The 22,671-nt window shown below is 55.8% G+C and carries 17 protein-coding genes and 2 pseudogenes; 11 read left to right on the top strand and 8 right to left on the bottom strand.

The genetic code is table 11. From position 1 onward, the window contains the following. Window positions 1–59 precede the first annotated feature (59 nt). Window positions 60–1,241 carry a PA0049 C-terminal domain-containing protein gene (locus tag Q3O59_RS08690; RefSeq protein WP_305945212.1) on the top strand — a complete coding sequence of 394 codons (1,182 nt, stop codon included), beginning with the start codon at window positions 60–62 and terminating at the stop codon, window positions 1,239–1,241. An 83-nt stretch (window positions 1,242–1,324) separates the two neighbouring features. After that, window positions 1,325–2,977 (top strand): amidohydrolase, encoded by a 1,653-nt coding sequence (locus Q3O59_RS08685; RefSeq protein ID WP_305945211.1) that lies wholly within the window; start codon window positions 1,325–1,327, stop codon window positions 2,975–2,977. A 52-nt stretch (window positions 2,978–3,029) separates the two neighbouring features. Here the strand turns inward: Q3O59_RS08685 and Q3O59_RS08680 are convergent, their stop codons facing one another. Next, window positions 3,030–3,407, bottom strand: a complete 378-nt coding sequence (locus Q3O59_RS08680; protein WP_305945210.1) for an HPF/RaiA family ribosome-associated protein — start codon at window positions 3,405–3,407, stop codon at window positions 3,030–3,032. 204 nt (window positions 3,408–3,611) lie between these two features. On the opposite strand from Q3O59_RS08680, the gene Q3O59_RS08675 reads away from it, so the two are divergent. Together Q3O59_RS08675 and cysM are read left to right on the top strand one after the other, a co-directional pair. Next, window positions 3,612–4,370, top strand: coding sequence for a TrmH family RNA methyltransferase (locus Q3O59_RS08675; RefSeq protein WP_305945209.1), 759 nt, complete (start codon window positions 3,612–3,614; stop codon window positions 4,368–4,370). 34 nt (window positions 4,371–4,404) lie between these two features. After that, window positions 4,405–5,292: a cysteine synthase CysM gene (cysM, locus tag Q3O59_RS08670; protein WP_305945471.1), complete on the top strand. Its 888-nt coding sequence runs from the start codon at window positions 4,405–4,407 to the stop codon at window positions 5,290–5,292. A gap of 37 nt (window positions 5,293–5,329) precedes the next feature. On the opposite strand, the gene Q3O59_RS08665 is transcribed toward cysM, so the two are convergent. Next, on the bottom strand, window positions 5,330–7,453 hold the full coding sequence (locus Q3O59_RS08665) for a methyl-accepting chemotaxis protein (protein WP_305945208.1): 2,124 nt from the start codon (window positions 7,451–7,453) through the stop codon (window positions 5,330–5,332). Window positions 7,454–7,565: 112 nt separating this feature from the next. Here Q3O59_RS08665 and Q3O59_RS08660 point away from each other — a divergent pair, with 112 nt between their 5' ends. From Q3O59_RS08660 to Q3O59_RS08640, 5 genes and pseudogenes are all read left to right on the top strand, one after another. Further along, window positions 7,566–8,879, top strand: coding sequence for a porin (locus tag Q3O59_RS08660; RefSeq protein ID WP_305945207.1), 1,314 nt, complete (start codon window positions 7,566–7,568; stop codon window positions 8,877–8,879). Between the two features lie 75 nt (window positions 8,880–8,954). Further along, window positions 8,955–10,592, top strand: coding sequence for a BCCT family transporter (locus Q3O59_RS08655; RefSeq protein WP_305945206.1), 1,638 nt, complete (start codon window positions 8,955–8,957; stop codon window positions 10,590–10,592). Between the two features lie 78 nt (window positions 10,593–10,670). After that, a pseudogene (locus Q3O59_RS08650) lies at window positions 10,671–12,524 on the top strand (DUF294 nucleotidyltransferase-like domain-containing protein). 1 nt (window position 12,525) lies between these two features. Then, window positions 12,526–13,272: a 3'-5' exonuclease gene (locus Q3O59_RS08645; protein ID WP_305945205.1), complete on the top strand. Its 747-nt coding sequence runs from the start codon at window positions 12,526–12,528 to the stop codon at window positions 13,270–13,272. A gap of 90 nt (window positions 13,273–13,362) precedes the next feature. Then, on the top strand, window positions 13,363–13,833 hold the full coding sequence (locus Q3O59_RS08640) for a GNAT family N-acetyltransferase (RefSeq protein WP_305945204.1): 471 nt from the start codon (window positions 13,363–13,365) through the stop codon (window positions 13,831–13,833). 58 nt (window positions 13,834–13,891) lie between these two features. On the opposite strand, the gene Q3O59_RS08635 is transcribed toward Q3O59_RS08640, so the two are convergent. Both Q3O59_RS08635 and Q3O59_RS08630 read right to left on the bottom strand, forming a co-directional pair. After that, a complete protein-coding gene (locus Q3O59_RS08635; RefSeq protein ID WP_305945203.1) occupies window positions 13,892–15,985 on the bottom strand; it encodes a TonB-dependent receptor family protein in 2,094 nt (697 codons plus the stop codon). 184 nt (window positions 15,986–16,169) lie between these two features. Then, window positions 16,170–16,871, bottom strand: a complete 702-nt coding sequence (locus tag Q3O59_RS08630; RefSeq protein WP_305945202.1) for a 2OG-Fe(II) oxygenase — start codon at window positions 16,869–16,871, stop codon at window positions 16,170–16,172. 14 nt (window positions 16,872–16,885) lie between these two features. On the opposite strand from Q3O59_RS08630, the gene Q3O59_RS08625 reads away from it, so the two are divergent. Continuing rightward, entirely contained in the window at window positions 16,886–17,284 is a 399-nt protein-coding gene (locus Q3O59_RS08625) for an acyl-CoA thioesterase (protein WP_305945201.1), read from the top strand. Window positions 17,285–17,328: 44 nt separating this feature from the next. On the opposite strand, the pseudogene Q3O59_RS08620 reads toward Q3O59_RS08625, so the two are convergent. The 4 genes and pseudogenes from Q3O59_RS08620 to Q3O59_RS08605 form a co-directional block, all read right to left on the bottom strand. After that, window positions 17,329–18,246, bottom strand: a pseudogene (locus tag Q3O59_RS08620) (magnesium transporter); the annotation flags it as partial. Window positions 18,247–18,530: 284 nt separating this feature from the next. Next, window positions 18,531–19,223, bottom strand: a complete 693-nt coding sequence (locus Q3O59_RS08615; protein WP_305945199.1) for a PA4824 family protein — start codon at window positions 19,221–19,223, stop codon at window positions 18,531–18,533. A gap of 642 nt (window positions 19,224–19,865) precedes the next feature. Beyond that, the gene (locus tag Q3O59_RS08610) at window positions 19,866–20,249 is read right to left on the bottom strand and encodes a hypothetical protein (RefSeq protein WP_305945198.1); all 384 of its coding nucleotides are present in this window, start codon (window positions 20,247–20,249) and stop codon (window positions 19,866–19,868) included. Window positions 20,250–20,425: 176 nt separating this feature from the next. Then, window positions 20,426–21,217, bottom strand: coding sequence for a class I SAM-dependent methyltransferase (locus Q3O59_RS08605; RefSeq protein WP_305945197.1), 792 nt, complete (start codon window positions 21,215–21,217; stop codon window positions 20,426–20,428). A gap of 185 nt (window positions 21,218–21,402) precedes the next feature. Here Q3O59_RS08605 and Q3O59_RS08600 point away from each other — a divergent pair, with 185 nt between their 5' ends. Beyond that, the gene (locus tag Q3O59_RS08600) at window positions 21,403–22,440 is read left to right on the top strand and encodes a histone deacetylase family protein (RefSeq protein WP_305945196.1); all 1,038 of its coding nucleotides are present in this window, start codon (window positions 21,403–21,405) and stop codon (window positions 22,438–22,440) included. Window positions 22,441–22,671: the final 231 nt, after the last annotated feature.

Here is a 22,671-nt window from a genome sequence, read left to right as displayed (position 1 = left end):
CCTGCTGTCGGCAGCATGATTTCATGCTACAGTGAGTTATCCGCTTTAATCAGGAGCACATGATGCGAACTATGCTCGCCCTTACTTGCTGTTGTTTTCTGCTAACAGCCAAGGCCAATGCTGCACTTCCTGACACAGTCGAGGAACAGCGACTGGAAGCCGCCTGGCAGCTGATGCCGCAGGTGCTCAGTCGCTTCGAGCCTTTGGTTAACAACCTGCGGCTGGAACTGCAACACACCGAAACCAGCCATGATCTGGCACCCCGTTTGCGCCAGCATGGTGAACAACTGTGGTATCAAGCAACTTATCAAGCCAGAACGAACCCCAACTACGATGACAGAGCGCTGTACTGGGCCCGGCTGATGATGACGCAAAGTGTGCGGCAATGGTGTGCCAGCCAGTCGTGCAGCCAGCTTGCCATCTTGCTGGAGGCCCTGGAGCTAAGCAGCCGTGGCCAGCTCAGCATTCGCTTTGCAAAAGACAGCGATGTCCGCATCTTGCTGACCGGCTTTGATCCTTTCTTGCTGGACCGCAATCTAAATCAATCCAACCCGTCCGGCGTCACGGCGCTGATGCTGGATGGCTGGGTATTCCAGCAAGATGGCCGGCAAATTGAAGTGCAAACGGCCATGATCCCAGTGCGTTTTGCCGATTTTGATCAGGGCATGATTGAGCAGTTGCTTCGCCCACTGCTGCAGGAGCAAAGCGTGGATCTGCTGCTCACCGTCAGCATGGGCCGCGAACACTTTGATTTGGAACACTTTCCAGGCCGTCGACGCAGCGCTGAGGCACCGGATAACCTGAATGTCTATACCGGTGGTAACGCCGACAACCCGGTACTACCACTGCTGGATGGTAAACCTTTGGCAGGGCCGGAGTTTGTTGCCTACAGTCTGCCCTACACGGCCATGATGCAGGCTGAAGGCCGCTTTAACATCAACGACAACCGCAGCGTCACCACGCTAGAACGCGGCGAGTTCGCCGCCCAGTCCCTAGCCGAACTGGCAGACCAAACCGCAGTGCAAGGCGGCGGCGGTTATCTGTCGAATGAGATTTCCTACCGCAGTATTTTGCTGCGCGACCGCTATGCCCCAGCACTACCGGTCGGCCATATCCACACCCCACGCATCGCCGCTTTCGAACCCGACACTACGGCTGCTATTGTCGGGCAAATTAAAGCCATGATCCGCCTGGCCGTTGCCAGCACCCCAGCCATCGCAGAGCCTGACAGCGGCAAATAACAGCTGCTATAGTAGATCCGGCGAGCAAAGACTCGCCGTTCACACAATAAAAACGACAACCAACACAACTCCAGGAACCAAGTATGCGATCCATGTTAGTACTCAGCACGGTGCTGCTGTTTTGCAGCACCGCTTTCGCCCAGCAACTCGGCTGGACCAATATCAAGGGCTATGGCTTTGATACCGATGGCCAGCTGGTACAATTTCAGCAACTGATTATCGATACCGACAGCGGCAAAGTGCTGGCCCGTGGCGATGCCATTCAAGCCGATTATCCGGATGCCCATTGGCAAGATGGCGGTGGCAAAGCCATTCTGCCCGGCCTGATTGACGGCCACGGCCATATTCTGGGGCTGGGCCAAAACCTGATGCAGGTAGAACTGCGTGGCACCCAGAGTGAGCTAGAGGCAGTGGAGCGGGTAGCTGAATTTGCCGCCCGTCACCCGGAGCAGCAATGGATCCAGGGCCGCGGCTGGAATCAGGTGCTGTGGGAAAACAACGAATTCCCAAGCACAGCTTTGCTGGATGAAGCCGTCTCGGACCGACCCGTCTGGCTAAGCCGCATTGATGGCCATGCCGGTTGGGCCAACAGCAAGGCACTGGAGCTGGCAGGCATAACCAAAGACACGCTGGACCCACCCGGTGGCCGCATTCTGCGCGATGAGCAAGGCAACCCGACCGGAGTGCTGCTGAACAACGCCCGCCAGTACATCAGTAACATCTTACCCGAATCGAACGAAGCTGAGGTGATTCAAGCGCTGGAGGCCGCTTTTGCCGAGCTGTTATCGCTGGGCATTACCAGTGTGCACGATGCTGGCATCGACAGCGCTTTGGCGCGGCTGTATCAGCGACTCCGTGATGAGAATGCCATCCCCCTGCGGATTTATGCCATGCTGTCGGCCCGTAACCCAGATCTGCAGGACTGGCTGGATCAGGGCATCATTGAGGACGAACAGGATCGGCTGCTGATCCGGGCGGTAAAGCTGTACGGTGACGGTGCCTTGGGCAGTCGGGGCGCTGCCCTGTTAGCCGATTACAAGGACCAGCCGGAACACCGTGGCCTGTTAGTCACCGAGCCGGATAGACTGACTGCCCAGATGCAAGCCACCATAGAAGCAGGCTTTCAAGCCAATGTGCACGCCATTGGCGATAGAGCCAACCGCATGGTGCTGGACAGATTTGAGCAATTAGCGACCCAGGAGCAATTAGCGCAGGGCCGCCACCGGATGGAGCATGCTCAAATCGTCTCGCCGCAGGATATTCCGCGCTTTAAAACTCTGCATGTGTTGCCGTCGATGCAGGCAGTGCATGCCACCTCGGATATGAACATGGCCGGCGACCGGCTGGGGGCCGCACGGCTGCGGGGTGCCTATGCCTGGCGTACTTTTGTCGATCAAGGCAGCCCCATTGTTGGCGGCTCGGACTTTCCGGTCGAACTGGCCAATCCGTTTCATGGCTTGCACGCCTCCGTCACCCGACAAGATCAGCAAAACCAACCGGTCGGAGGCTGGCTGCCTGAGCAGCGGTTGACGTTAACCGAAGCGCTGCGCAGCTTTACCCGGGATGCCGCCTATGGAGCCTTTCAGGAGGAGCGTTTAGGCTCGCTGGCCCCTGGTATGTGGGCAGATTTTATTGTGCTGAAGCAGGATCCTTTTGCCATGGAGCCAGAGCAACTGTGGCAGTTGGAAGTGCTGCAAACCTGGTTGGCTGGCAACAAAGTGTTTCACCGCGAATAACCAACAACGGCGCCAATGGCGCCGTTTCGTTAGATAACAATCCTGCTGAAATTTAGCCCTGTTCTGGCTCTGCTGCCTCTGGCTCAGAAAAGTCTGGGCTGACCGAGCGGCTTTGCTTATCACGCAGCTTGCCAATCACCGAACTTAACTTGCGCTGCATTTTATCAGCAGCGCCGGTCACCGCCTGCCCCACTTCAGCAGCATGCTCGGTCACCGCCATCGGCTCCATGCCTTGCAAACGCGCCTCCAACAGGCAGCGCTTGTCGTTGCCATCTTGTTTGGTATGGCTGTTTTCATCGCTTAAGTGCACTTCAATCCGGGTGATGTGATCAGAAAAACGCTCAAGCTTGTTTTTTAAGGTATCACGGACAAATTCGGCCAAACGCTCATCGGCCTGGATATTACGATCACTGTTGATTTGGATCTGCATAGACAACTCCTTTGATCATCATTTAAAAGTGGGAAACACCTGATATCGACCATCCGGGTGTTGAAATGTTTCCCTTACTGTTTGATTTGGAGGCGACAGTCGCCACAAGCAAGGGGGCGCTGCAAATTTATCGACGATAAAATCAGACAGCAGCACCATCTCTGGTTAAAATAGCGCTATTCTTCATCGACTTCAGCCAAGCGCATGACCAGCATCAGCACGAAATGGGCCAAACAGATCAAATCCCTGCACCTGAAAAAGTACCGCAAGGCTGAGCAGCAGTTTATCGTCGAAGGCGAAAAAGCGGTGCTGGAAGTGCTGGCCTCCAACTGGTCGGTGACTGCGCTGTTTGCCACCGAAAGCTTTTTGCAACAACACCCGGAAGCTGCCAGCAAGGCACAAATGGTGCAAGCATGCAGCAGCGATGCGCTGTTCAAAGTGGGCACCTTTAGCAGCAACGATGCAGCCCTGGCTGTGGTGGCCATACCGCAGTGGCCGGCATTTCGGGAACAAAGCCAGCAATGGACTCTGGTGCTCGATAGCATCAACGATCCGGGCAATCTGGGCACTATTATTCGCATTGCCGACTGGTATGGTATTGAGCATATCCTTTGCTCACCAGATACGACCGATTGCTACAACCCCAAGGTGGTCGCTGCCGCCAAAGGCTCCTTTTTGCGGGTACAACTGCACTATGCTGATCTGACCGAGCGGCTGGCCGCTACCCGCTTGCCGGTCTTTGGTGCTTATTTGGGGGGTGAGAATGTCCACCAACTGCAGCTTAATGAGCCGGGCGGTTACATCGTGCTTGGCAACGAGGCCAATGGCATCAGCCAGGCTGTGGGCCAGTTTATCAGCCGAAAAATCACCATTCCGGCCTTTGGCAGCGCCGAATCGCTGAATGTTGGCATTGCAGCGGCTGTCATTTGCGACAATCTGAAGCGCCTGACAGCGCACTGCTAACTCAGGTATACTGAAGCAAAGTGACCAACAGGTGATCTGCATGTTCCCAACCATCGAATCCTATGTCGGCCAAACCCCGCTGGTCCGCTTGCAGCGGCTGGCCAGCCATACCAACAGCACTGTGTTGGTGAAGCTTGAAGGCAACAACCCGGCTGGGTCCGTCAAGGACAGACCGGCGCTGAATATGATTCTGCAAGCCGAGGCCAGTGGCCGCATCAAGCCCGGCGATCGCATCATCGAAGCTACCAGTGGCAACACCGGCATTGCGCTTGCGATGGCCGCGGCCATTAAAGGCTACCGCATGACCTTGATCATGCCAGCCAATGCCACCGAAGAGCGCAAAGCCGGCATGCGCGCTTATGGCGCTGAATTGATTGAGGTAAGCAAAGAAGACGGTATGGAAAGGGCACGTGATCTGGCACTTAGCATGCAGACTGAAGGCAAAGGCATCGTGCTGGATCAGTTCAACAACCTGGACAATCCGGCCGCTCATTACGCCGGTACCGGCCCGGAAATCTGGCAGCAAAGTCAGGGCAAAATCACCCACTTCGTCTCCAGCATGGGCACCACCGGCACCATTATGGGGGTGTCACGCTATTTGAAAGAACAAAACCCGGCCATTGAGATTGTTGGCCTGCAACCCTCGGAAGGCAGCCAAATCCCCGGCATTCGTCGCTGGCCCGAGGCCTATTTGCCCGGTATTTTCGACAAGAGCCGGGTCGACCGGGTTATCGATATCGACCAGCAGGATGCGCTGAACGCCATGCGCCGCCTGGCCCGCGAAGAAGGCATTTTTGCCGGTGTCAGCTCTGGCGGTGCCGTCCATGCTGCATTGCAACTGGCCGAACAGCTGGACAATGCGGTGATCGTTGCCATCATCTGCGATCGCGGCGATCGCTATTTATCATCGGGCATATACTAGCCTTAGCAGCTGTAAACAGGCTTCAGCGCCAAGCCGCTTAATACTTAAAGCGGCTCATCTGGGCATCAATATCCTGCGCAATGGTGGCAATCAGCTGGCTTTGCTCAGCGGCATCGGTTGCCGCCTGGCTTAAGCTGGCTACCGCCGAGCTGATTTCCACCACATTTTTGCTGATGTCCTCACTGACCACACTTTGCTCTTCAGCAGCACTGGCAATCTGGGTCGCCGCATCGCTGATGCGGTGGGTGGCGGCAATGGCCAGCTCCAGTTTTTGCTGGGCTTCTTTCGCCTGTTGCTGGCTTTGGCTGGTCATTTGCTGATTTTGCTGCATCGCTTGCACCACCGCCTGGGTTTTACTGGTCAGCTCGGTAATCAGCTGCTGGATCTCACCGGTTGAATCCTGGGTGCGTGATGCCAGGCTGCGCACCTCATCGGCTACCACCGCAAAACCACGGCCCTGCTCACCGGCACGGGCAGCCTCAATGGCCGCATTCAGCGCAAGCAAATTGGTTTGCTCTGAGATATTGCGGATCACCTCCACAATGCTATTGATGCTGCTGCTGGCCTGTTCCAGCTCATTCATCATGCCACCGGCTTGCTGCATGCTGTCGGCCAGTTGTTCAATCACAGCCGTGGTACTGACCACCGCCTGATCGCCTTGCTGCACCGAGCCGGCCGCTTCTTGCGCCGATTCCGCCGTCAGCGAAGCCTGGCTGGCAACTTCGGATGCAGTGCTGGACATTTGGGTTACCGCGGTCGCGACCTGTTCAATCGAGCGTTGCTGCTGCGCCACCTCCTGATGGGTGCGCTGAGAAATGTCGGCACTGGCACCAGATGAACCTTGCAGTTGATGCACCAGCTTGGCAGTATCGCGCACGATCTGGTGGGTTTTATCCAAAAACAAGTCCAATGCCGCCGCCAGCTGGCCGATTTCATCGCGCCGCTTTAACCCCAAACGCTGGGTTAAATCGCCTTCGGATTGCGCCAGGTTGTCCACCATCAGGGTCAGCTGCTGCAACGGCTTAGCCAAGCGGCCCGCCACCACAAAGAGCACTGCACCGCCCGCCAGAGCTACGGCAATGCCCAACAATATTTGCCAAAACAAACTCTGATTAAAACGGCTGCTCAGGGTATCGTTCAGTTGCACCAGCTCTGCCAGCGCAATATTGGTTGGCACCCGGTACTCCAATAACCAGGGCGTCTCAAAAGCCGTTAACTGAATGGGGACCGTCACCACAAAATCATCGGCCTGCTGCCGGAAACTGGCGGTTCCTGAGCGCACCAAAGGTTGCAATTGCTGCCACTCAGCGCTGCTCAGCGGCTCACCCACCCCACGCTGACTGCCACTGCTCCCGGCCAGGAAGCCACGGTACGACACAATCCGCAGCTCGCCATTGCCCTGGTACAAATTGTTGTCCAACTCCTGCAGCAATTGCTGCAAAAAGGCCATCGAGATATCGACACCACTCATGCCGACAAAGCGGCCATTCACCAACACCGGATGGACGATGGAGCTCATCAGGGTGGGCACCCCCTGCACCTCCCAAACTGCCGGGTCTATCACACAAGAGCCACGCTGATCGCGCGAACACAGATACCATTCATTCAGGCGCATGCCCTGAGCATCGCGGGTTTCGCTGTACAGGTCAACGGTAGTAACTGGCCGTAAATCCAGTTGGTTGCGCTGATCGCGGGTCCAGTAAGGTCCAAACTGACCATCATCGGTCGAGTGACGCCCTTCGCCCCGGTAATTTGCATCCTGCCCATCCACTTCATTGGGTTCCCAGACAATGTAAGCACCCAGTGCCTGCGGATTGTTTTCCATCGCGGTTTGCACCAGGTGGCTGATATGCTCCCGGTTAAGTTGCGCCATGGCCCCTGAATCCAACAAGGATTGCATGGTATCGGCCATGCCTTTGGCCACCCCGAGCGACTGCATAATCACCTGCTCAATTTCATCGGCCCGCACCTGCAACTGGTTGCCCAAAGAGCGCTCGACCTCGCGCTGAAACAGCTCGGTGCTGTTGCTGCGGTTAAACTGGAACAACTGGTGCGATAACAGCACCCCCAAACCAATGCTGGCTGCAACCGCCAGTATCAGGCATGCACCTGCTATGGTCGCAATCTGACTGCGCATGGTGTTAAAAGTAAAGATGGACATAACCAACTCCGGAAAGGGGCATTACTCTAATTATGCTGCAAATTTGGGTTCTTGCCAGAATTGGGCTATGATCCTTTACATAATCCTTCGCTATTTCAAACAGGTACCCACCATGCACTGTAAAAGTCGCCTGGCGCTTTGCCTCGCCCTCGTTTTTAGCCCCCTCACCCTGCAGGCCTCCGATGTGGATGAACTGCGCCAGCAACTGGAACTGCTTAAGCATCAACTGCAGCTGCTCGAGCAAAAAATTGAGCAACAGGAAAAGCAGCTGACAGCGCAGCAGCAAAGCATTGACAAGGTAGAGCACAGCAGCACGGAACTAGCCTCTACCCTGGAAAGCCTGGAGCCAGCCGAAGCCAGCAGTGATGGCATTTCTTTGGGCGGTGCTATTCGTACCACTTACAGCCACACCTCCTACAGCGACGGCAATAAAAACCGCGGCGGCGATTTTGCCTTTGATATTTTCCGGCTCAATTTGCATGGCAGTATTGGCGATGTGTTGCTGAATGCAGAAATCCGCTTCTTTGATTACATGACGGCGGTCAAGTATGCCTATGTCGGTTATCAGCTAAACGAAGACTGGCAGGTGCAAGCGGGCATTACCCAGGTGCCCTTTGGTAACTGGCCCTACAACTCGCACAACTGGTTTTTTAGCACCAATTACTACATCGGGCTGGAAGATGACCATGATTTAGGCATCTTGTTCAAGCGCCGTATCAAAGACAATTGGCAGCTGGATCTGGCCTTTTTCAAAAACGATGAACTGGGCGGTGTCGATGGCTATGTCAGCAGCCGGGCCGATCGTTACTCTTACGATGTGGTCGGCTTCCGCTTACCCGGCGATGGCATTTTTGATGACCCAAACCAGCCACTGGGAGAATACAACACCTTATCCGGCCGTTTTGCCTACCACTTTGACCACCGTGAAGGCTTTACCACCGAAGTGGGCGTGTCTGCCCTAAGTGGCGGCTTGCACGATGGTTTAAACCGGGCTGGCGATTACAACGCCTGGGCCGTCCACCTGAACAGCCTCTTTGATCGCTGGAACCTGCAGCTGCAGCACGGCGAATACCGCTACAATGTCGATGGCATCGACCGGATGGCGGTCGGGGCTTACGCCTTTTATGACAGCATTGCCGCCAAAGCCAAAACCAGCACATTCAACCTGGCTTACAGCCTGCCAGTGGAGTGGGGACCAGTGACCGGGCTGCAGTTTTACAACAACTATGGCCTGGTGCACGACAAGTCCGACAACACGGCAGACACCTGGATGAATGTCACCGGCTTCTCGGTGGCCGCCGGCGGCTTCTTTAGCTACTTCGATTTGGTGCATGCCCGCAATCAACCCTTTGTTGGAGGCTCAATCGCTGGCGACAGCAACGACACCGAGCGACGCTTTAACATCAACATTGGCTATTACTTCTAGCCTGCTCAGTGAAGGCCTGTTTCAGGCCTTCATGCTTTGATCCCCCAAGAACAACGACAACCAGGAGAAGCACAGATGGCAGATCCAAATGACCCGATGAAGCCGGATGGCGAGGTCAACCCCATTGATACCGACTACCAGATTGGTCAGGACAATATTGTGGTCAAAGTAGGCCCCTTTGGTCTGGACATTCACAACCGGGTATTTTTAATCTCAGGCCTGTCGGTGATTGTCTTTGTGCTGCTCACCATTTTGTTTCATAGCCAGGCAGAGCCTTTTTTCGCCAGCATGCGTGGCTGGCTGACCTCCAATTTGGACTGGTTCTTTATCAGTGCCGCCAATATTTTTGTGCTGCTCTGTCTAATCCTGATAGTCTCGCCACTTGGCAAAGTGCGATTGGGAGGCACCGAGGCCACGCCGGATTTTAGTTACCTTGGCTGGTTCTCGATGCTGTTTGCCGCGGGCATGGGCATCGGCCTGATGTTTTTTGGTGTGTCCGAACCTTTGGCGCATTTTAGCAGTGCCTATGGCGGCACCAGCTTTGAAGATGGCGTCCGCACCGACTGGGCCCCCTTAGCCGGCGCTGCCGGTGATGCCGCCGCCGCCGAGCGGCTGGGCATGGCTGCCACCATTTACCATTGGGCGCTGCACCCCTGGGCTATTTATGCGGTGCTGGCCCTTGGTCTGGCACTGTTCTCCTTTAATAAGGGCTTGCCGCTGACCATACGTTCGGTGTTTTACCCACTGCTGGGTGAACGGGTTTGGGGCTGGCCTGGCCACATCATTGATATATTGGCGGTCTTTGCCACTTTATTTGGCCTGGCCACCTCGCTTGGCTTGGGGGCTTCTCAGGCCAGTGCCGGCCTGAATTACCTGTTTGGCCTGCCGCAAGATACCGCCATGCAGGTGCTGCTGGTGATTGGCATTACCCTGATTGCTTTAGTTTCCGTCTTGGCGGGACTGGAGGCTGGGGTAAAACGCCTGTCCGAAATCAATATGACACTGGCCGCCTTGCTGATGCTGTTCGTCATTATTGTCGGGCCCACCATCGCTATTCTGACCGGCTTTGTCGCCAATCTGGCGGCTTACCTGCAGCATCTGCCGGCCCTTGCCAACCCCATAGGGCGGGAAGACGCCAACTTTGCCCAGGGCTGGACCGCCTTTTACTGGGCCTGGTGGATTTCCTGGTCGCCGTTTGTCGGCATGTTTATCGCCCGGGTTTCCCGTGGCCGCTCAGTACGGGAATTCCTGGTATCCGTGCTGCTGATCCCATCGTTGGCCTGCGTGCTTTGGATGTCGGTCTTTGGTGGCACCGCCATTCGTCAAGTGGTGGACAAGGGCTATGAAGCCGCCGCCTCGGCCGATTTGCCGCTGCAATTGTTCAGCATGCTGGACTTTATGCCTTGGGCACAGGTCACCTCCTTTATTGCCATTATTCTGGTGGTGGTATTTTTTATCACCTCATCCGACTCCGGCTCCCTGGTGATCGACACCATCGCCGCCGGCGGCAAAGTCAATGCGCCGACCCCGCAGCGGGTGTTCTGGTGTACCTTCGAAGGCCTGGTGGCGATAGCCTTGATTTTGGGTGGCGGCCTGGTCGCACTGCAAGCCATGGCGGTTTCGACTGGCTTCCCCTTCACCCTCGTCTTGCTGGTGGCCTGCATCGCCGTAGTGAAGGGGCTGATGTCTGAGCCCAGACCCGGCAAAGTTTAACAACCCCACTGGTCATGGTCAGGTGCACCGGCGTATCATGGTGCTCTGACCTGACCACCGAGCCGGGTGCTGCCAACCATGCACATTGAGCAAATCGAAATTCTGGAGTTTTTAAAGCGGCATACGCCCTTTGAGCAATTGCCCGAAGCCATGCTGGAGCAAGTTGCCAGCGAAACCGATGTCCGCTACTTCAAAGCCGGCAGCAGCATTTTGCAATTTGGCCAGCCACTGGATGCGCTCTACCTGATCCGCAGTGGCGCGGTGGAAACCTTTCGCCGCACCGGCGAGCTGTACAACCGGCTTAGTGAAGGAGGCATCTTTGCCGAGCAAGGCCTGCTGATTAACCGCAAGGTGCGCTTTCCGGCCACAGCGCTGGAAGATACCCTGATTTACCTGATCCCCGCCGATCGCTTTGATGCGCTTTGCGAGCAAAGTGACTTTTTTGCCGATTACGTGGAAATCAGCGACGAAGAGCGCCGCAAACACAACCCCAACCGCCGGGCCGATGCCAATGAGCTGATGACCTCCAAAGTCAGTACCTTGCTCAGCCGGGAGCCGGTGACCTTGCCGCATACAGCCAACGCCCGCGAGGCTGCCATCGCCATGCAGCAAGCCGGGGTATCCTCTTTGCTGGTATTGGGTGAGAACGGTGTTGCCGGCATTCTGACCGACCGCGACTTGCGCAATCGCCTGCTGGCCGAAGGCCTGCCTTACCAAACCCCGGTACAGGACATCATGACCACTGAGCTGGTCAGCATTTCCCATCAGCGCTTTGTGTTTGAAGCCATGTTGCTGATGCTGCGTCACAATGTGCACCACCTGCCGGTGCTGAAGGATGGCGAGCCACTCGGCGTCATTGCCATTTCCGACATCATTCGCTACGAGTCGAAAAACAGCCTCTTTGTGGTCAGCAGCATTTTTCGCCAGCAAAGTGTGGCTTAGTTGGCGAGTCTGGTGCCGGATGTCCGGGCCTGCTTTGTCCGGATGGTGAATGAAGATGCCAACTCCCAGATGATAGGCAGCGCCATGGCGGTGATTGGCCGCAGTTTTAAGCAGCGCTTGCTGGAGCTGGCAGAAGCCGAGCTGGGCCCGCCGCCGGTGCCTTACTGCTTTTTAGCCCTTGGCTCGATGGCGCGCGAAGAGCAACTGATTGTCACCGATCAGGACAATGCACTGATTTTGCACAATGATTTTGATGCCGACAAACACGATGACTACTTCCGCCAGTTGGCCGACTTTGTCTGTCAGGGCCTGGCGGCCTGTGGCTACCCGCTGTGCAGTGGCGACATTATGGCCACCAACCCGAAGTGGCGGCAACCGCTGAAGGTCTGGCAGCAGTATTTTGCCGACTGGATCAAAGCCCCCAGCGCCGAACGCTTGCTGCACAGCTCGATTTTCTTTGACCTGGCCGGCGTCTGGGGCAAGATCGAATGGGCTGAGCAACTGCAACGCCAAATTCGTCAACTGGCAGCCAAACAACCGCTGTTTCTGGCCTCCATGGCGCGCAATGCACTGCAACGTACGCCACCACTGGGTTTTTTTAAAGACTTTGTGATGGAAAACGACGGCCGGCACAACAACTCGCTGAACATCAAGCGCCGCGGTACCGCCCCGATGGCCGATTTGATTCGGGTGCATGCGCTGGCCATTGGCAACAGCGACAACAACTCCTTCGATCGCTTAAAAGCCATCATGCAGGCCGGCTTGCTGCCTCGGGGGCGAGGTGAAGACCTGCGCGATGCGCTGGAGGTGATTGCCATGACCCGGGTCCGCCATCAGGCCCGGGCGCTGGAAGCCGGCGAAGAGCCAGACAATCAGGTGGCACCCGAGCAGCTCTCCGACTTTGAGCGGCGGCATTTAAAAGAAGCCTTTCAGGTGCTGAGCAATGCCCAGAAATTTCTGAAGTTTCGGTATCAGGGGGCCCGGGGCTAAGATGCTGTACCTTGGACCGGCCAAGCCCAGACATCAGCGGCCAGATGATCCCAAAGTCGCCGACTGGCCTCAGCAGTACCAGCAACTGGCCCGCCAAGCGCGCAACCCAGCGTTGCAGCAGTATTACCAGGCCGGTATTCCCGCGGGCGAGACGCCCATTGGCCAGGTGCCGCTGCTGGCGATGGACTTTGAAACCACCGGGCTGGATGCCAGGCGCGATGGCATTTTAAGCATTGGCACCGTGCCGATGCAGCTGGATCGCATCTACAGCAGTCAGGCCCGGCACTGGTTGCTTAAACCCAAGTTTCAGCTCACCGCTGAATCGGTGCTGCTGCATGGCATTACCCACAGCGCCATCGAGCAAGCCCCGGATATCACTGAGATTCTGCCGGAACTGCTGCAGCAGATGGCCGGCAAGCTGGTGGTGGTGCATTTTCGGGGCATTGAGCGACCTTTTTTGGATGCGACCCTGCATGATCGACTGGGCGAAGGCATCCAGTTTCCACTGCTCGACACCATGGACTTAGAAGCACGCCTGCACCGGGCCCGACCGCCCAGCCTGCTGGACAAGCTGCTTGGGCGTCAACCGGTATCCATCCGGTTGGCCGACAGCAGGCGGCGTTATGGCTTGCCGGATTACCGCCCCCACGATGCCGTCACCGATGCACTGGCCTGCGCCGAGCTGCTGCAAGCCCAAATCGCCGATCGCTTCAGCCCGGAAACACCGCTTTCAGAATTATGGCGTTAACCGCAACACCAATAAGCGTTTTGCTCGCGCCCGCTGAAGCAGTTCTGGTATAGTGGTGTTGTTTTGATAATCTGCAAGGAGCCAAACTGCATGCAATGGCAGGTGCTGACTTTTGAGCAACTGGATACCCACACCCTTTATGCGTTGCTGCAACTGCGTGTCGATGTGTTTGTGGTCGAACAAAACTGTCCCTACCCGGAGCTGGATGACCGGGATCTGCACCCGCAAACCCGCCATGTGCTACTGAAAAAGCACGATAAGGTGTTGGCCTACGCCCGGGTATTGGCACCCGGAGTGGCCTTTGATCACTACCCGGGCATTGGCCGGGTCTGTGTGTCGCAAACGGCCCGCCGTTTAGGACTTGGCCAGGTGTTGGTGGATAAAACCATTGCCGTGGCCCAAGAGCACTGGCCCCGGATGGACCTGCATATTTCTGCCCAGTGTTATTTGCAACAATTTTACGAACAGCATGGCTTTCAGGCCGCCAGCGAGCCTTACCTCGAAGACGACATTCCGCATTTGAAAATGATTCTGCCTTACCGTTCAGGCAGCAAAACCTAACCGGCATAACGCATGAGCCTGACGGCCTGGCCTCCGCCATCCGTCAGGCTTTCAGGGGTTAGAAGCGGTAGCGGAAACCCAGTTCGAAGGAGCGCTCCGGCCCTACATAGATGCCCTGACGCAAGCCAGCAATGTACTGCTTGTCGGTCAGGTTTTTCACCGCACCAAACAGGGTAAACTCGCTGGAGACACTGTACTGCGCCGTCAGATCCAACACGGTATAGGCTGGCAGCAAGCCGCCCCAGATGCCGCCGGCAGCATCGGTCGGCAACTCAGCCTGATTGCTCGGGTCGCCGTATTGCTCACCGCGGTGGTGTGCTGTCAAAGCCACTTTCAGCTGATCTGCACTGTAGTTCAGGCCGAGATTGGCCATCAACTTCGGGGCATACGGCAGACGATTGCCCTGGTGATCCCCGGTCTTAAACTTGGAGGTTGGGATCCAGGTGGCATTGGTGTCCAGGCTAAAACCTGCCCCGAAATCATAAGCCAGTGCGAACTCCATGCCTTTGTGCTCGGTTTTCCCCGCATTGGACTGCGACAGGTTCGGATCGGTATTGCCTGTCACCACCTGATTGCTGAAGTCCATAGCAAAAGCCGCAACTTCAAACGCCAGCGATCCCTGGCTGCCCCGAATACCTACTTCATAGTTGGTGGAGCGCTCACCGTCCAGGTTTTGATCTTTCAAGCCATCCAGTGCAACCCCATTGGAAGCTGGCGAGAAAGCGCGATAGACACCACCGTACAGCTGCACCGACGAGGTCAGTTCATAGGTTGCCCCCACCCCCGGCAACAACTCGGTGTTGCTGGTTTTCGCCGACGCATTGTTGTTGGTCAGCACCTCACGCTCCTGGGTATAGGACTCAACCCGAATACCCGGCGTCACCGCCAGGTTGTCGCTCAGTTCGATCCGGCTTTGCAGGTAGCCCGCCACGCTGGTTGCAGAGTCCACAATATGACGATCATTGATACCCGTCCGGTCTTGCTCACGTGTCGCACGCACACGGGTATCGTTGGACTCTTCCTGCATCAGTCGCAAGCCAAACTCGGTATCGGCATTCCTATCGCCCAGGGTGTGTGCCAGGCTCAAACGTGTTTCAACGCCAAAACGCTCCCAGCTGCGGTTATTACCGGTTAAATCATCGGTATACACCCAGCGCCCCGCTTCATTCGAGGCCGCCGTATCGACGCCATAGCGCCAGTAATCCCGGGTAACATCGCTCCAATAGACCAGCGTCTTTAAAGTAGCGATGTCATTGATGGTCCACTGGTGGTTGACATCAAAGGCTTTGCGATCGGTCAGGTACCAGTCATCCGGTGCCGGGTTGTAGCGTTCTCCGGCCAGGTAATCGTTCAGCAGCAGGCCGCGGTAGGAAATATTGGCTTCGTTTTCATGGTATGAGAACTTCATGCCAATGCGCTGGTTATCGCCAATGGCTGTGCCGGCTTTCACCATCACATCGCTCATCTCGTAGCCTTTGTCCATAAAGCCGTCGCTTTGAGCATGGCTGGCGACCACACCGGCGTAGGCATCGCCGCTGTTGTTTTTACCACCGGCTTCAATCCCTACTTCACGCAGGTTGAAAGAGCCCAGCCGGCCAGAGAGCTGCACCCCGTCATCCGGTGTTTTAGTGATGTAGTTGACCACGCCACCGATGGTGGAAGGGCCATAGCGCAGTGAGGCGGAGCCTTTTAAGATTTCAATGCCGTCCATCCGCTGAATACGCGGGTTGAAGTAGCGATCGTTGCCGATAAAGAGGCCGGGAGCTACCGGCACACCATCTTCCAACACCAATGATTTGGCTTCACTGGCCGACAAACCGCGCAAACCCAAGTTGGCGACAATGGAGGTTTCTTCCTCCCCCTTGATGTTGACACCCGGTACCCGGCGCAATACATCCTCGGTCGACAAAGGCTGAATGGCTTCAATTTGTTCAAAATTAATTAAATGAACCGTACCGGTTTCAACATGGGCATGGCTGAGCTGATCACCCCGCACCCGGATCACTTCAATCCGAGGGCTCAAGCCGTGTTGGGCGCCATCATCACCATCGCCGGCAACCGCCAATTCACCAGCGATACTGCTCAAAGGCATGCTAGCCACCACCAAAGCCATGGCCACTTGATTCAATGTAAAACGATTGCGTAACGACATCCGATTCCCCTAACATCATCATAGCGCGCAGTGCAGCGGCACTGCCCTTGTATTTGTTGGGGCGGATCTTAATTGCAAATGATAATAGTTGTCAATTAGCTTTGCATGTTTTTTTGTGCTGCGATTATATAAAAAAGCCAGCGCTTGGCTGGCTGCTACTTTGACTGCGGACTTGCTAAAGCGTTTACCCCGCGGAGCCGTACAATTGCTCGGCCCGTTGAAACAAAATCCAGCTGGTCAGAATGTATTTGTCGTTGGATACCGGAATGCAGCCCCGGTGGGTATGGGTAAAGTAAGCCGGCGCAATGACCATGCGGCCAGTTTTAGGCTGAATGGCTTTGTTCTGGTAGTAAAACTCAGTCTGGCCGCCTTCATCAACATCGTTCAGGTAGAACATAAACAGCAGCGCCCGGTGCAAGGCTTCGTTGTGCGGCGGTTGCGGGTACACTTCCGAGTGCCAGTAGCTGTAGTTGCCTTTGCCGGCATCGTACTTTTGCATTTGCACGGCGCCAATGCGAAACAAGGCGCGCATGTAATCGGCCACCTTGTCGCTGCCAAACTCCATAAAGTTGTCGTGGGTCAATGCCACCGGCTGACCGGTTTGCGGATGCTTTATCGTTAGCGCAATAGGGCCAATCAGCGCAAAGTGATGCTTGCGAAAGTACTGCTCGGCGCACCGGGCGGTGGCTTCCACAATGGTTGCCAGCTGCTGCTGGTAAGCGGCGTGATCGTTTAAATACAGATCGGTGCTGATTTTTTTGCTGGTATCTACCCCGCCGCCGGTACGGCCGGGCTGGCGGTGGCTGCTTTGCTCAAAGTCGGCAATCAGCTGTTGGCAAAAAGCCGGGCTTAGCGCATCATCGTACACCTCGATAAAATCAGTCATGGGTCTCTCTTGGTATGTTCACAGAAGTTATACAACCGCGCTTTTCAGAAACGGATGCCTTAGGTCACATTAACAATACCGTGGTCGCGGTCTGGTTTGAAGCCTGCCGCACGCCTATTTTTAAGATTTTCACGCCGGAATTGGATTTACAACGCTGGCCGTTGATCGTCGCCAGCATCGCGGTGGATTTTAAAGCCCAGCTGCATTATGGCAGTGAGGTCGAAGTACGCAGCTGGATCAGCCGGATTGGCAACAGCTCTTTTGAAGTGACCCAACAAGCCTGGCAGCAGGGTCAGTGCTGCGCCGAAGGCAAAGCCGCTTTGGTGCATTTTGACTACCAACTGCAAAAAGCCAAAGCGCTTAGCCCGGCGCTGAAAGCGGCATTGGAAGCGCATGCGTTGCAACCAAGCTGAAACAAAGAAGCCAGCTATTATTGCTGGCTCCGTAAGCTTATGGCTTAAGCTGCAATGCCCAGAAGCGATCCTGCCAACAAGAAGTACACGGCAAGGCCGGTGAAGTCTTTGATGGTGGTGATGAATGGATCGGCGCCAGGCGCGTGATCGACACCAATCTTCAGCATGATGTAGGGCAACAGGAAGCCTAGAATGGCCGCCGTCAGCACCGAGAAGAACAGAGCTCCGCCAACCACAACCCCCAACAGCGGCATGTCGTTTGGAGCCCCTTGCCAGAAGTAGGCAATGGTACCAGCAACTACGGAGATAATGGCCGCCATCGCCAGGCCCACCACGGTCTCCCGAATCATGTGCTTACGCCAGAATTTATCCAGGCTGATGTGGCCAAGTGCCAGACCACGGGCGAAAATGGTGGTGGATTGAGTACCGACATTGCCCCCCATGTCCATCACCAAAGGCACAAAGACGGCCAGAGCAATCACTGCGGCCAGCGTATCTTCAAAGAAATCGACCAAACCCCCGACCAGCAAACCGCCAGCCAGAGTGACCATCAAGAACATCAAACGAACCCCAATCGGGTAACGCAAAGGTCCGGCCGTCAGCAGCTCGGAACGAATGTGGTCTTTGGCATGAATGGCACTGAGTCCGGCTTTCATGTAGATGTCATCGGATACCTCTTCATCCAGAATGTCCATCGCATCGTCAAAACGCAGAATGCCTGTCAAGCGGTTCTGACTGTCGGTAATGGGCAAGGTGGAAATATCCAGCCGCTGCAACTTGCGTGCGGCGGTTTCCCGATGCTCGGACTCTGGCACCGCAATGCCTTTGCCTTCAATCAAATCCAGTACGGAGGCATCTTCCTGACTACGCAGCAAACGCGACAACCGGACAAAGCCCAGGTACTTGCCATTTGTTTCCGTAATATAAACTTTGTTGCTCACCTCATCGGGCAGCTTGGATTCGCGCACTTTGTTTAATGCCGTTTTGACGGTGGCACTGCTGACCACAGCAATAAAGTCGGTACGGCGGTGACGACCAATGGACTCACTTAAGTCGCCTTCGGTGATTTTTTTAGCATGCTTGCCAAGATGGCCTGCATTGATCGCAGCAGTGTTGGTATGACGAGTGTTCATGTTCGTTTCCCCTAAAAATTCGTTTCCATTGCTCCAGCCGAAGACATGATCAGGCCGCACATTCAAGTCTGTGGCATCTGTCCAGGGCTCCCGGCTGGATCTGCGCTAAGCCGTTAAAACGCGATATTCAGGCCAATGGTCAGCACATTGACTTTGTCTTCAAAATCGCGGGCGTAGCTGGCATCCAGCTCGATACGATCGTTGAGCGCTGAACGAAAGCCCACAGCAGCAGCTGGGCTGTCGCTGCCAACGCCAGCGGTTTCAACAATCAAGTCAAGGCGCTCATGGACAGTGAAAGTGCTGGCTAGGCCCCAGGTTGGGTTCCAGTCGGACTCGAACTTGTCGTACTCAACGCCCAGATTGACATGCAGCATCACCGCATCGCTGATTTCAGCGCTGTAGGGCACATTGATAAAGCCCCCTTCAAATTCACTTTCCTGATGATCACGCATTACACCGAAAGAAAGCGCTAAAGCACCGCCATAGAAGTCGGTCGACAGCATGGTTTTCAGCTCCAGGCCATAGCCTGCCAGCTCGCTGTCGCTGGTGTTGTAGGCCAGTGGCAAGGCGATTTCCCAGCCATTCCGGGTGCTGCACATGGGTTGAACTTCCAAGCCATGGAAAGAAGCACCACCAACGGATGCACGTTGAAACCAAGTTTCCACCGCACACTCACCAGGTGGTGTGATGTCGGCATCGTCGACCAAAAAGTGAGCACCATTGGCATGTGCCTGCTGGATGCCCAGCGTCAGAACAGCGGTGGTAGCCAGTGTAGCCAGAGTCAGGGTAGATACTTTGTACTGCATAACATTTCCTCTTAAAGTGTCGAAAAAATGTCCGTGCAGGCGTAAGGGCGCAGCACTGAGCGCCATCATGGGTCGGGATCGCAACTGCACGATTGCAGGCGCAAGCTCAGCAGGGCACGCACAGCTGCAGCGGCCAGACAGGCATGCAAAAGCGTTCCCCCTGAACCGTGCAACAGGCAGCACGATCCATTCCGGATGGTTTTCAGTGCAAGACAGAATGTACAAAACGTCTTACGACCGGGTCAGTTGCACCCAAGGTGCAGCATCACACAGCGGCGATACCAGTCAGACGGTTTGTAGATTTTGCAGTCCTCAGCTCACGTCGTCGGTGTGCTGAAAAGCTGCGAGACTAAAGAATTAGGCAGGCAGAGAGACAGACACAACGGCGAAGCGTTGCACATTCAAATTTTCATATTTAGCTAGGCGGCAACTCGGAGGTTCCGCGTGGCTACTGTGTTCGTTCATTGTTCTCTCATGTTGTTACCTGCATGTGCAGGCGCGGCAAATAATACTTAGGTAAGATTCGAAGTCAAGTTAAAGTTTGGAGAATCATCGTTAAGAGAATGGGGGTGAGCAAAAAACAACCAATTTACCAGCGCAGCTGATGAACTCTTTGCCATCATTCTTCAGTTTTGGCTGTCTTTAAGCTGGGCAGCGCCCCTCAAAGCGCACCGTCATGCTAGCCTGGCGGATTGGTGGAAACACCGAGACCGTGCCGGAGGCTTTCAGCATTCCATCTTCCACCCAGCGTTTGAGCTCCGGGGCCTCAGCGCTGTCTTCAGGGCCGCGATGCACCCACTGGGCGTTGTCGTAAGTGACCGACAATGCGTGCATACCCGGCCAGCGTTGCAACATCAGCGTGACGCTTTGCCCATCTGCCAGCGTGCCCCGTGCACCAGCTGTTTCCGGATCCCCAGCACAGCTGGTCACTTCCACCGGGTAGGCTTCACCGTCCAGCCACAGTGTGCCGGTACCGGCTGACATGGCAGAAGTGCTTAGTAATAAGGCCATCGCGGTAAAAAACATAAAACCTCCTTGTAGTGAGTGTTGGTACTTCCTGTCAGGTTTGCCCCTCTAACCATAGCACAAGGGGGCAGTGTTGAGACAAAGGAGCTTGAAAGCCAGCACGACCACCTGCCCGGCACTCAGGCATTTTAGGACTACTCATCGACTGTACATTCAATTACATGCCGACGTTCAAACTAAGCCGGCACAGTGGCAGCAATCACATAATCATGGCCGCTGGCCAGTACGCCGTGCTTTGCCAGTAGGGCTTCGCCGCGCTGTTGCATGGCATTGGCGTGCTGCAGCATGGCATCGGTCAGCGCCTGGTTGCCAAAACGCTGGGCGCGCTGGCGGCACATGCCCAGCTGGCTTTGCAGAAAACGCTCACCGTAGCGGATGCCAAAATGCTTGCAGCTCTGCACCTGATAGCCGCTGCGCTCGAGCTGGCGCAAGGTCCAGTCGGCCGGGTATTCGCGATAAGGGCGCTCCTGCGCCAGCAGCAGGCAGGCATCGCGCAGCCGGCCAAGTTCGGTGACAAACTGATCGACGTCGTTGTTGCGGTAAAGTGGCACATAAGGCTCCAGCGCGGTGATGTACAAGCGCCCGCCTGGTTTTAAGTGCTGACGAATACGAGGCAGCACCTGATCCTGCCAATAAGGCGCAAAGCCATCGATGGCGCCGATAAAGTAATCCAGCAAAATGGTATCGAACTGCTCACCGGCCAGCAGCTGTTCGTCCATCCAGTTGCCAACCACCAGCCGATCGTCTGCCCGCATGGCGGCTGGGTAGTTTTGCACACTTTGCCGGGCCATGGCTTCGGAGGCGGTAATGGCGGTCCAGCGCTCGGTATTTAAGGTGCTGATCCATTGCAGCGAATTGACGCCGGTACCAGCATCCAGCAGATGGCCCCAGGGCGCATCGCCTTGCAGTTGTTCGATGTGACGAAATAATGCAGAAACTTTAACCGCTGCTGGCTTGACTGCTGTCATACAGGCCTCATGATGGCTGATCAAAAAGTTATATTATCACATTGCCCGGCACAACTGCAGTGCCTCCTGCCCTGCGCCCTGGCCGCTTTAACGTCAGGCTGCCGCCATTGGTCGACTCTGCCTTGGAAATGGTCAGCAGACTGGGTTAGCTTCTAGCCATACCTATTGAGAAAAGAAGCTTTGCCATGAAGGTAATTTACTCCGACAAACATCAGGCGCATCAGGGCGGCATGGAGCTGCACCGCGGTGAGCTGGTGCCCTGCTATGAAATGCCATCACGGGCTCAGTTTATGCTGGATGCGCTGCGTCAGGCGGACTTTCCCATCCTGCCACCGCGTGATTTTACGCCAGAGCATCTGTCTCGGGTGCACAGCGCCGATTACCTGCAGTTTCTGCGCACCGCCTACAGCCAGTGGCAAGCCGCCGGCAAAAGCGGCTTTATGCTGCCAAGCGCCTTCCCGGCCCGGGGTCAGCGCCAGGATAAGATCCCAACCGGGATTCATGCCAAACTGGGGTATTACAGCTACGATGCCAGCACCCCGATGGTGGCAGGCACCTGGCAGGCGGTGGAAGCCGGTGCCCATTGCGCCTTAACGGCTGCCGCCTTGGTGGCCGAAGGTGAGCACAGCGCCTATGCCTTATGCCGGCCGCCGGGCCATCATGCCGGTTACGCGACCTTTGGCGGCTATTGTTTTTTGAACAATGCAGCCTTGGCGTCGCAGTACCTGCGCGATCAGGGCAAGCGCAAAGTGGTGGTGCTGGATGTGGACTACCATCACGGCAATGGCACCCAGGATATTTTCTGGCAGCGCGATGATGTGCTGACCATCTCGATTCACGGCGATCCAGCCACCGAGTACCCGTTTTTCTTAGGCTATGCCGATGAGCAAGGCGAAGGGGCCGGCCTTGGGTATTGCCATAACTTCCCGCTGCCCGCCGGCACCGATTGGCCGACCTATCAGCAGGTGCTACTGAAAGCGCTGCAGCTGATTAAGGACTTTCGTCCCGATGCCATGGTGGTTTCCCTGGGGGTCGATACCTTTGAGGATGACCCGATCAGTGCTTTCAAGCTGAAAAGCGAGCATTACCCATTGCTGGGCACGCATATCGCCAGTCTGGGGTTACCCACGGTCTTTATTCAGGAAGGCGGTTATGCGGTGGCTGAAGTGGGAGAAAATGTGGCGGCGGTGCTGCAGGGGTTTGAGCAGGCGGCAGCGCTTTAGCTGTTTGACAGCATGTAAGCACGAAGCTGCTGCTCTTCTCGCATCACACAGAGGATATACACCAGGGGTCCATCATCACGATAAAAAATGCGACAGGGTGGAACTACCAGCTCCCGATAAACCGAGCCTGCACATCCACAAGGTAAGCGGATGGCGATTATGATCTTACTAGCTTGCTCAGTGAACTCGATAGTTGAAGACTTTTGATAAAGCCATTTGTGTTTACTATTG

This window comes from Alkalimonas delamerensis, from assembly GCF_030717955.1.
GTDB lineage: Bacteria > Pseudomonadota > Gammaproteobacteria > Enterobacterales > Alteromonadaceae > Alkalimonas > Alkalimonas delamerensis.
The sequence above is the reverse complement of the archived record's forward strand: the minus strand, read 5'-3'. Positions and strand labels throughout refer to the sequence as shown.

Bases quoted from the DNA above. Each gene is read 5' to 3' on its own strand.
- Q3O59_RS08635 (WP_305945203.1), bottom strand. From the start codon at position 15,985: ATGTCGTTACGCAATCGTTTTACATTGAATCAAGTGGCCATGGCTTTG.
- Q3O59_RS08600 (WP_305945196.1), top strand. From the start codon at position 21,403: ATGAAGGTAATTTACTCCGACAAACATCAGGCGCATCAGGGCGGCATG.
- Q3O59_RS08645 (WP_305945205.1), top strand. From the start codon at position 12,526: ATGCTGTACCTTGGACCGGCCAAGCCCAGACATCAGCGGCCAGATGAT.
- Q3O59_RS08625 (WP_305945201.1), top strand. From the start codon at position 16,886: ATGTTCACAGAAGTTATACAACCGCGCTTTTCAGAAACGGATGCCTTA.
- Q3O59_RS08690 (WP_305945212.1), top strand. From the start codon at position 60: ATGATGCGAACTATGCTCGCCCTTACTTGCTGTTGTTTTCTGCTAACA.
- Q3O59_RS08665 (WP_305945208.1), bottom strand. From the start codon at position 7,453: ATGTCCATCTTTACTTTTAACACCATGCGCAGTCAGATTGCGACCATA.
- Q3O59_RS08660 (WP_305945207.1), top strand. From the start codon at position 7,566: ATGCACTGTAAAAGTCGCCTGGCGCTTTGCCTCGCCCTCGTTTTTAGC.
- Q3O59_RS08605 (WP_305945197.1), bottom strand. From the start codon at position 21,217: ATGACAGCAGTCAAGCCAGCAGCGGTTAAAGTTTCTGCATTATTTCGT.
- Q3O59_RS08610 (WP_305945198.1), bottom strand. From the start codon at position 20,249: ATGTTTTTTACCGCGATGGCCTTATTACTAAGCACTTCTGCCATGTCA.
- Q3O59_RS08675 (WP_305945209.1), top strand. From the start codon at position 3,612: ATGACCAGCATCAGCACGAAATGGGCCAAACAGATCAAATCCCTGCAC.
- Q3O59_RS08680 (WP_305945210.1), bottom strand. From the start codon at position 3,407: ATGCAGATCCAAATCAACAGTGATCGTAATATCCAGGCCGATGAGCGT.
- Q3O59_RS08655 (WP_305945206.1), top strand. From the start codon at position 8,955: ATGGCAGATCCAAATGACCCGATGAAGCCGGATGGCGAGGTCAACCCC.
- Q3O59_RS08630 (WP_305945202.1), bottom strand. From the start codon at position 16,871: ATGACTGATTTTATCGAGGTGTACGATGATGCGCTAAGCCCGGCTTTT.
- Q3O59_RS08615 (WP_305945199.1), bottom strand. From the start codon at position 19,223: ATGCAGTACAAAGTATCTACCCTGACTCTGGCTACACTGGCTACCACC.
- Q3O59_RS08685 (WP_305945211.1), top strand. From the start codon at position 1,325: ATGCGATCCATGTTAGTACTCAGCACGGTGCTGCTGTTTTGCAGCACC.
- Q3O59_RS08640 (WP_305945204.1), top strand. From the start codon at position 13,363: ATGCAATGGCAGGTGCTGACTTTTGAGCAACTGGATACCCACACCCTT.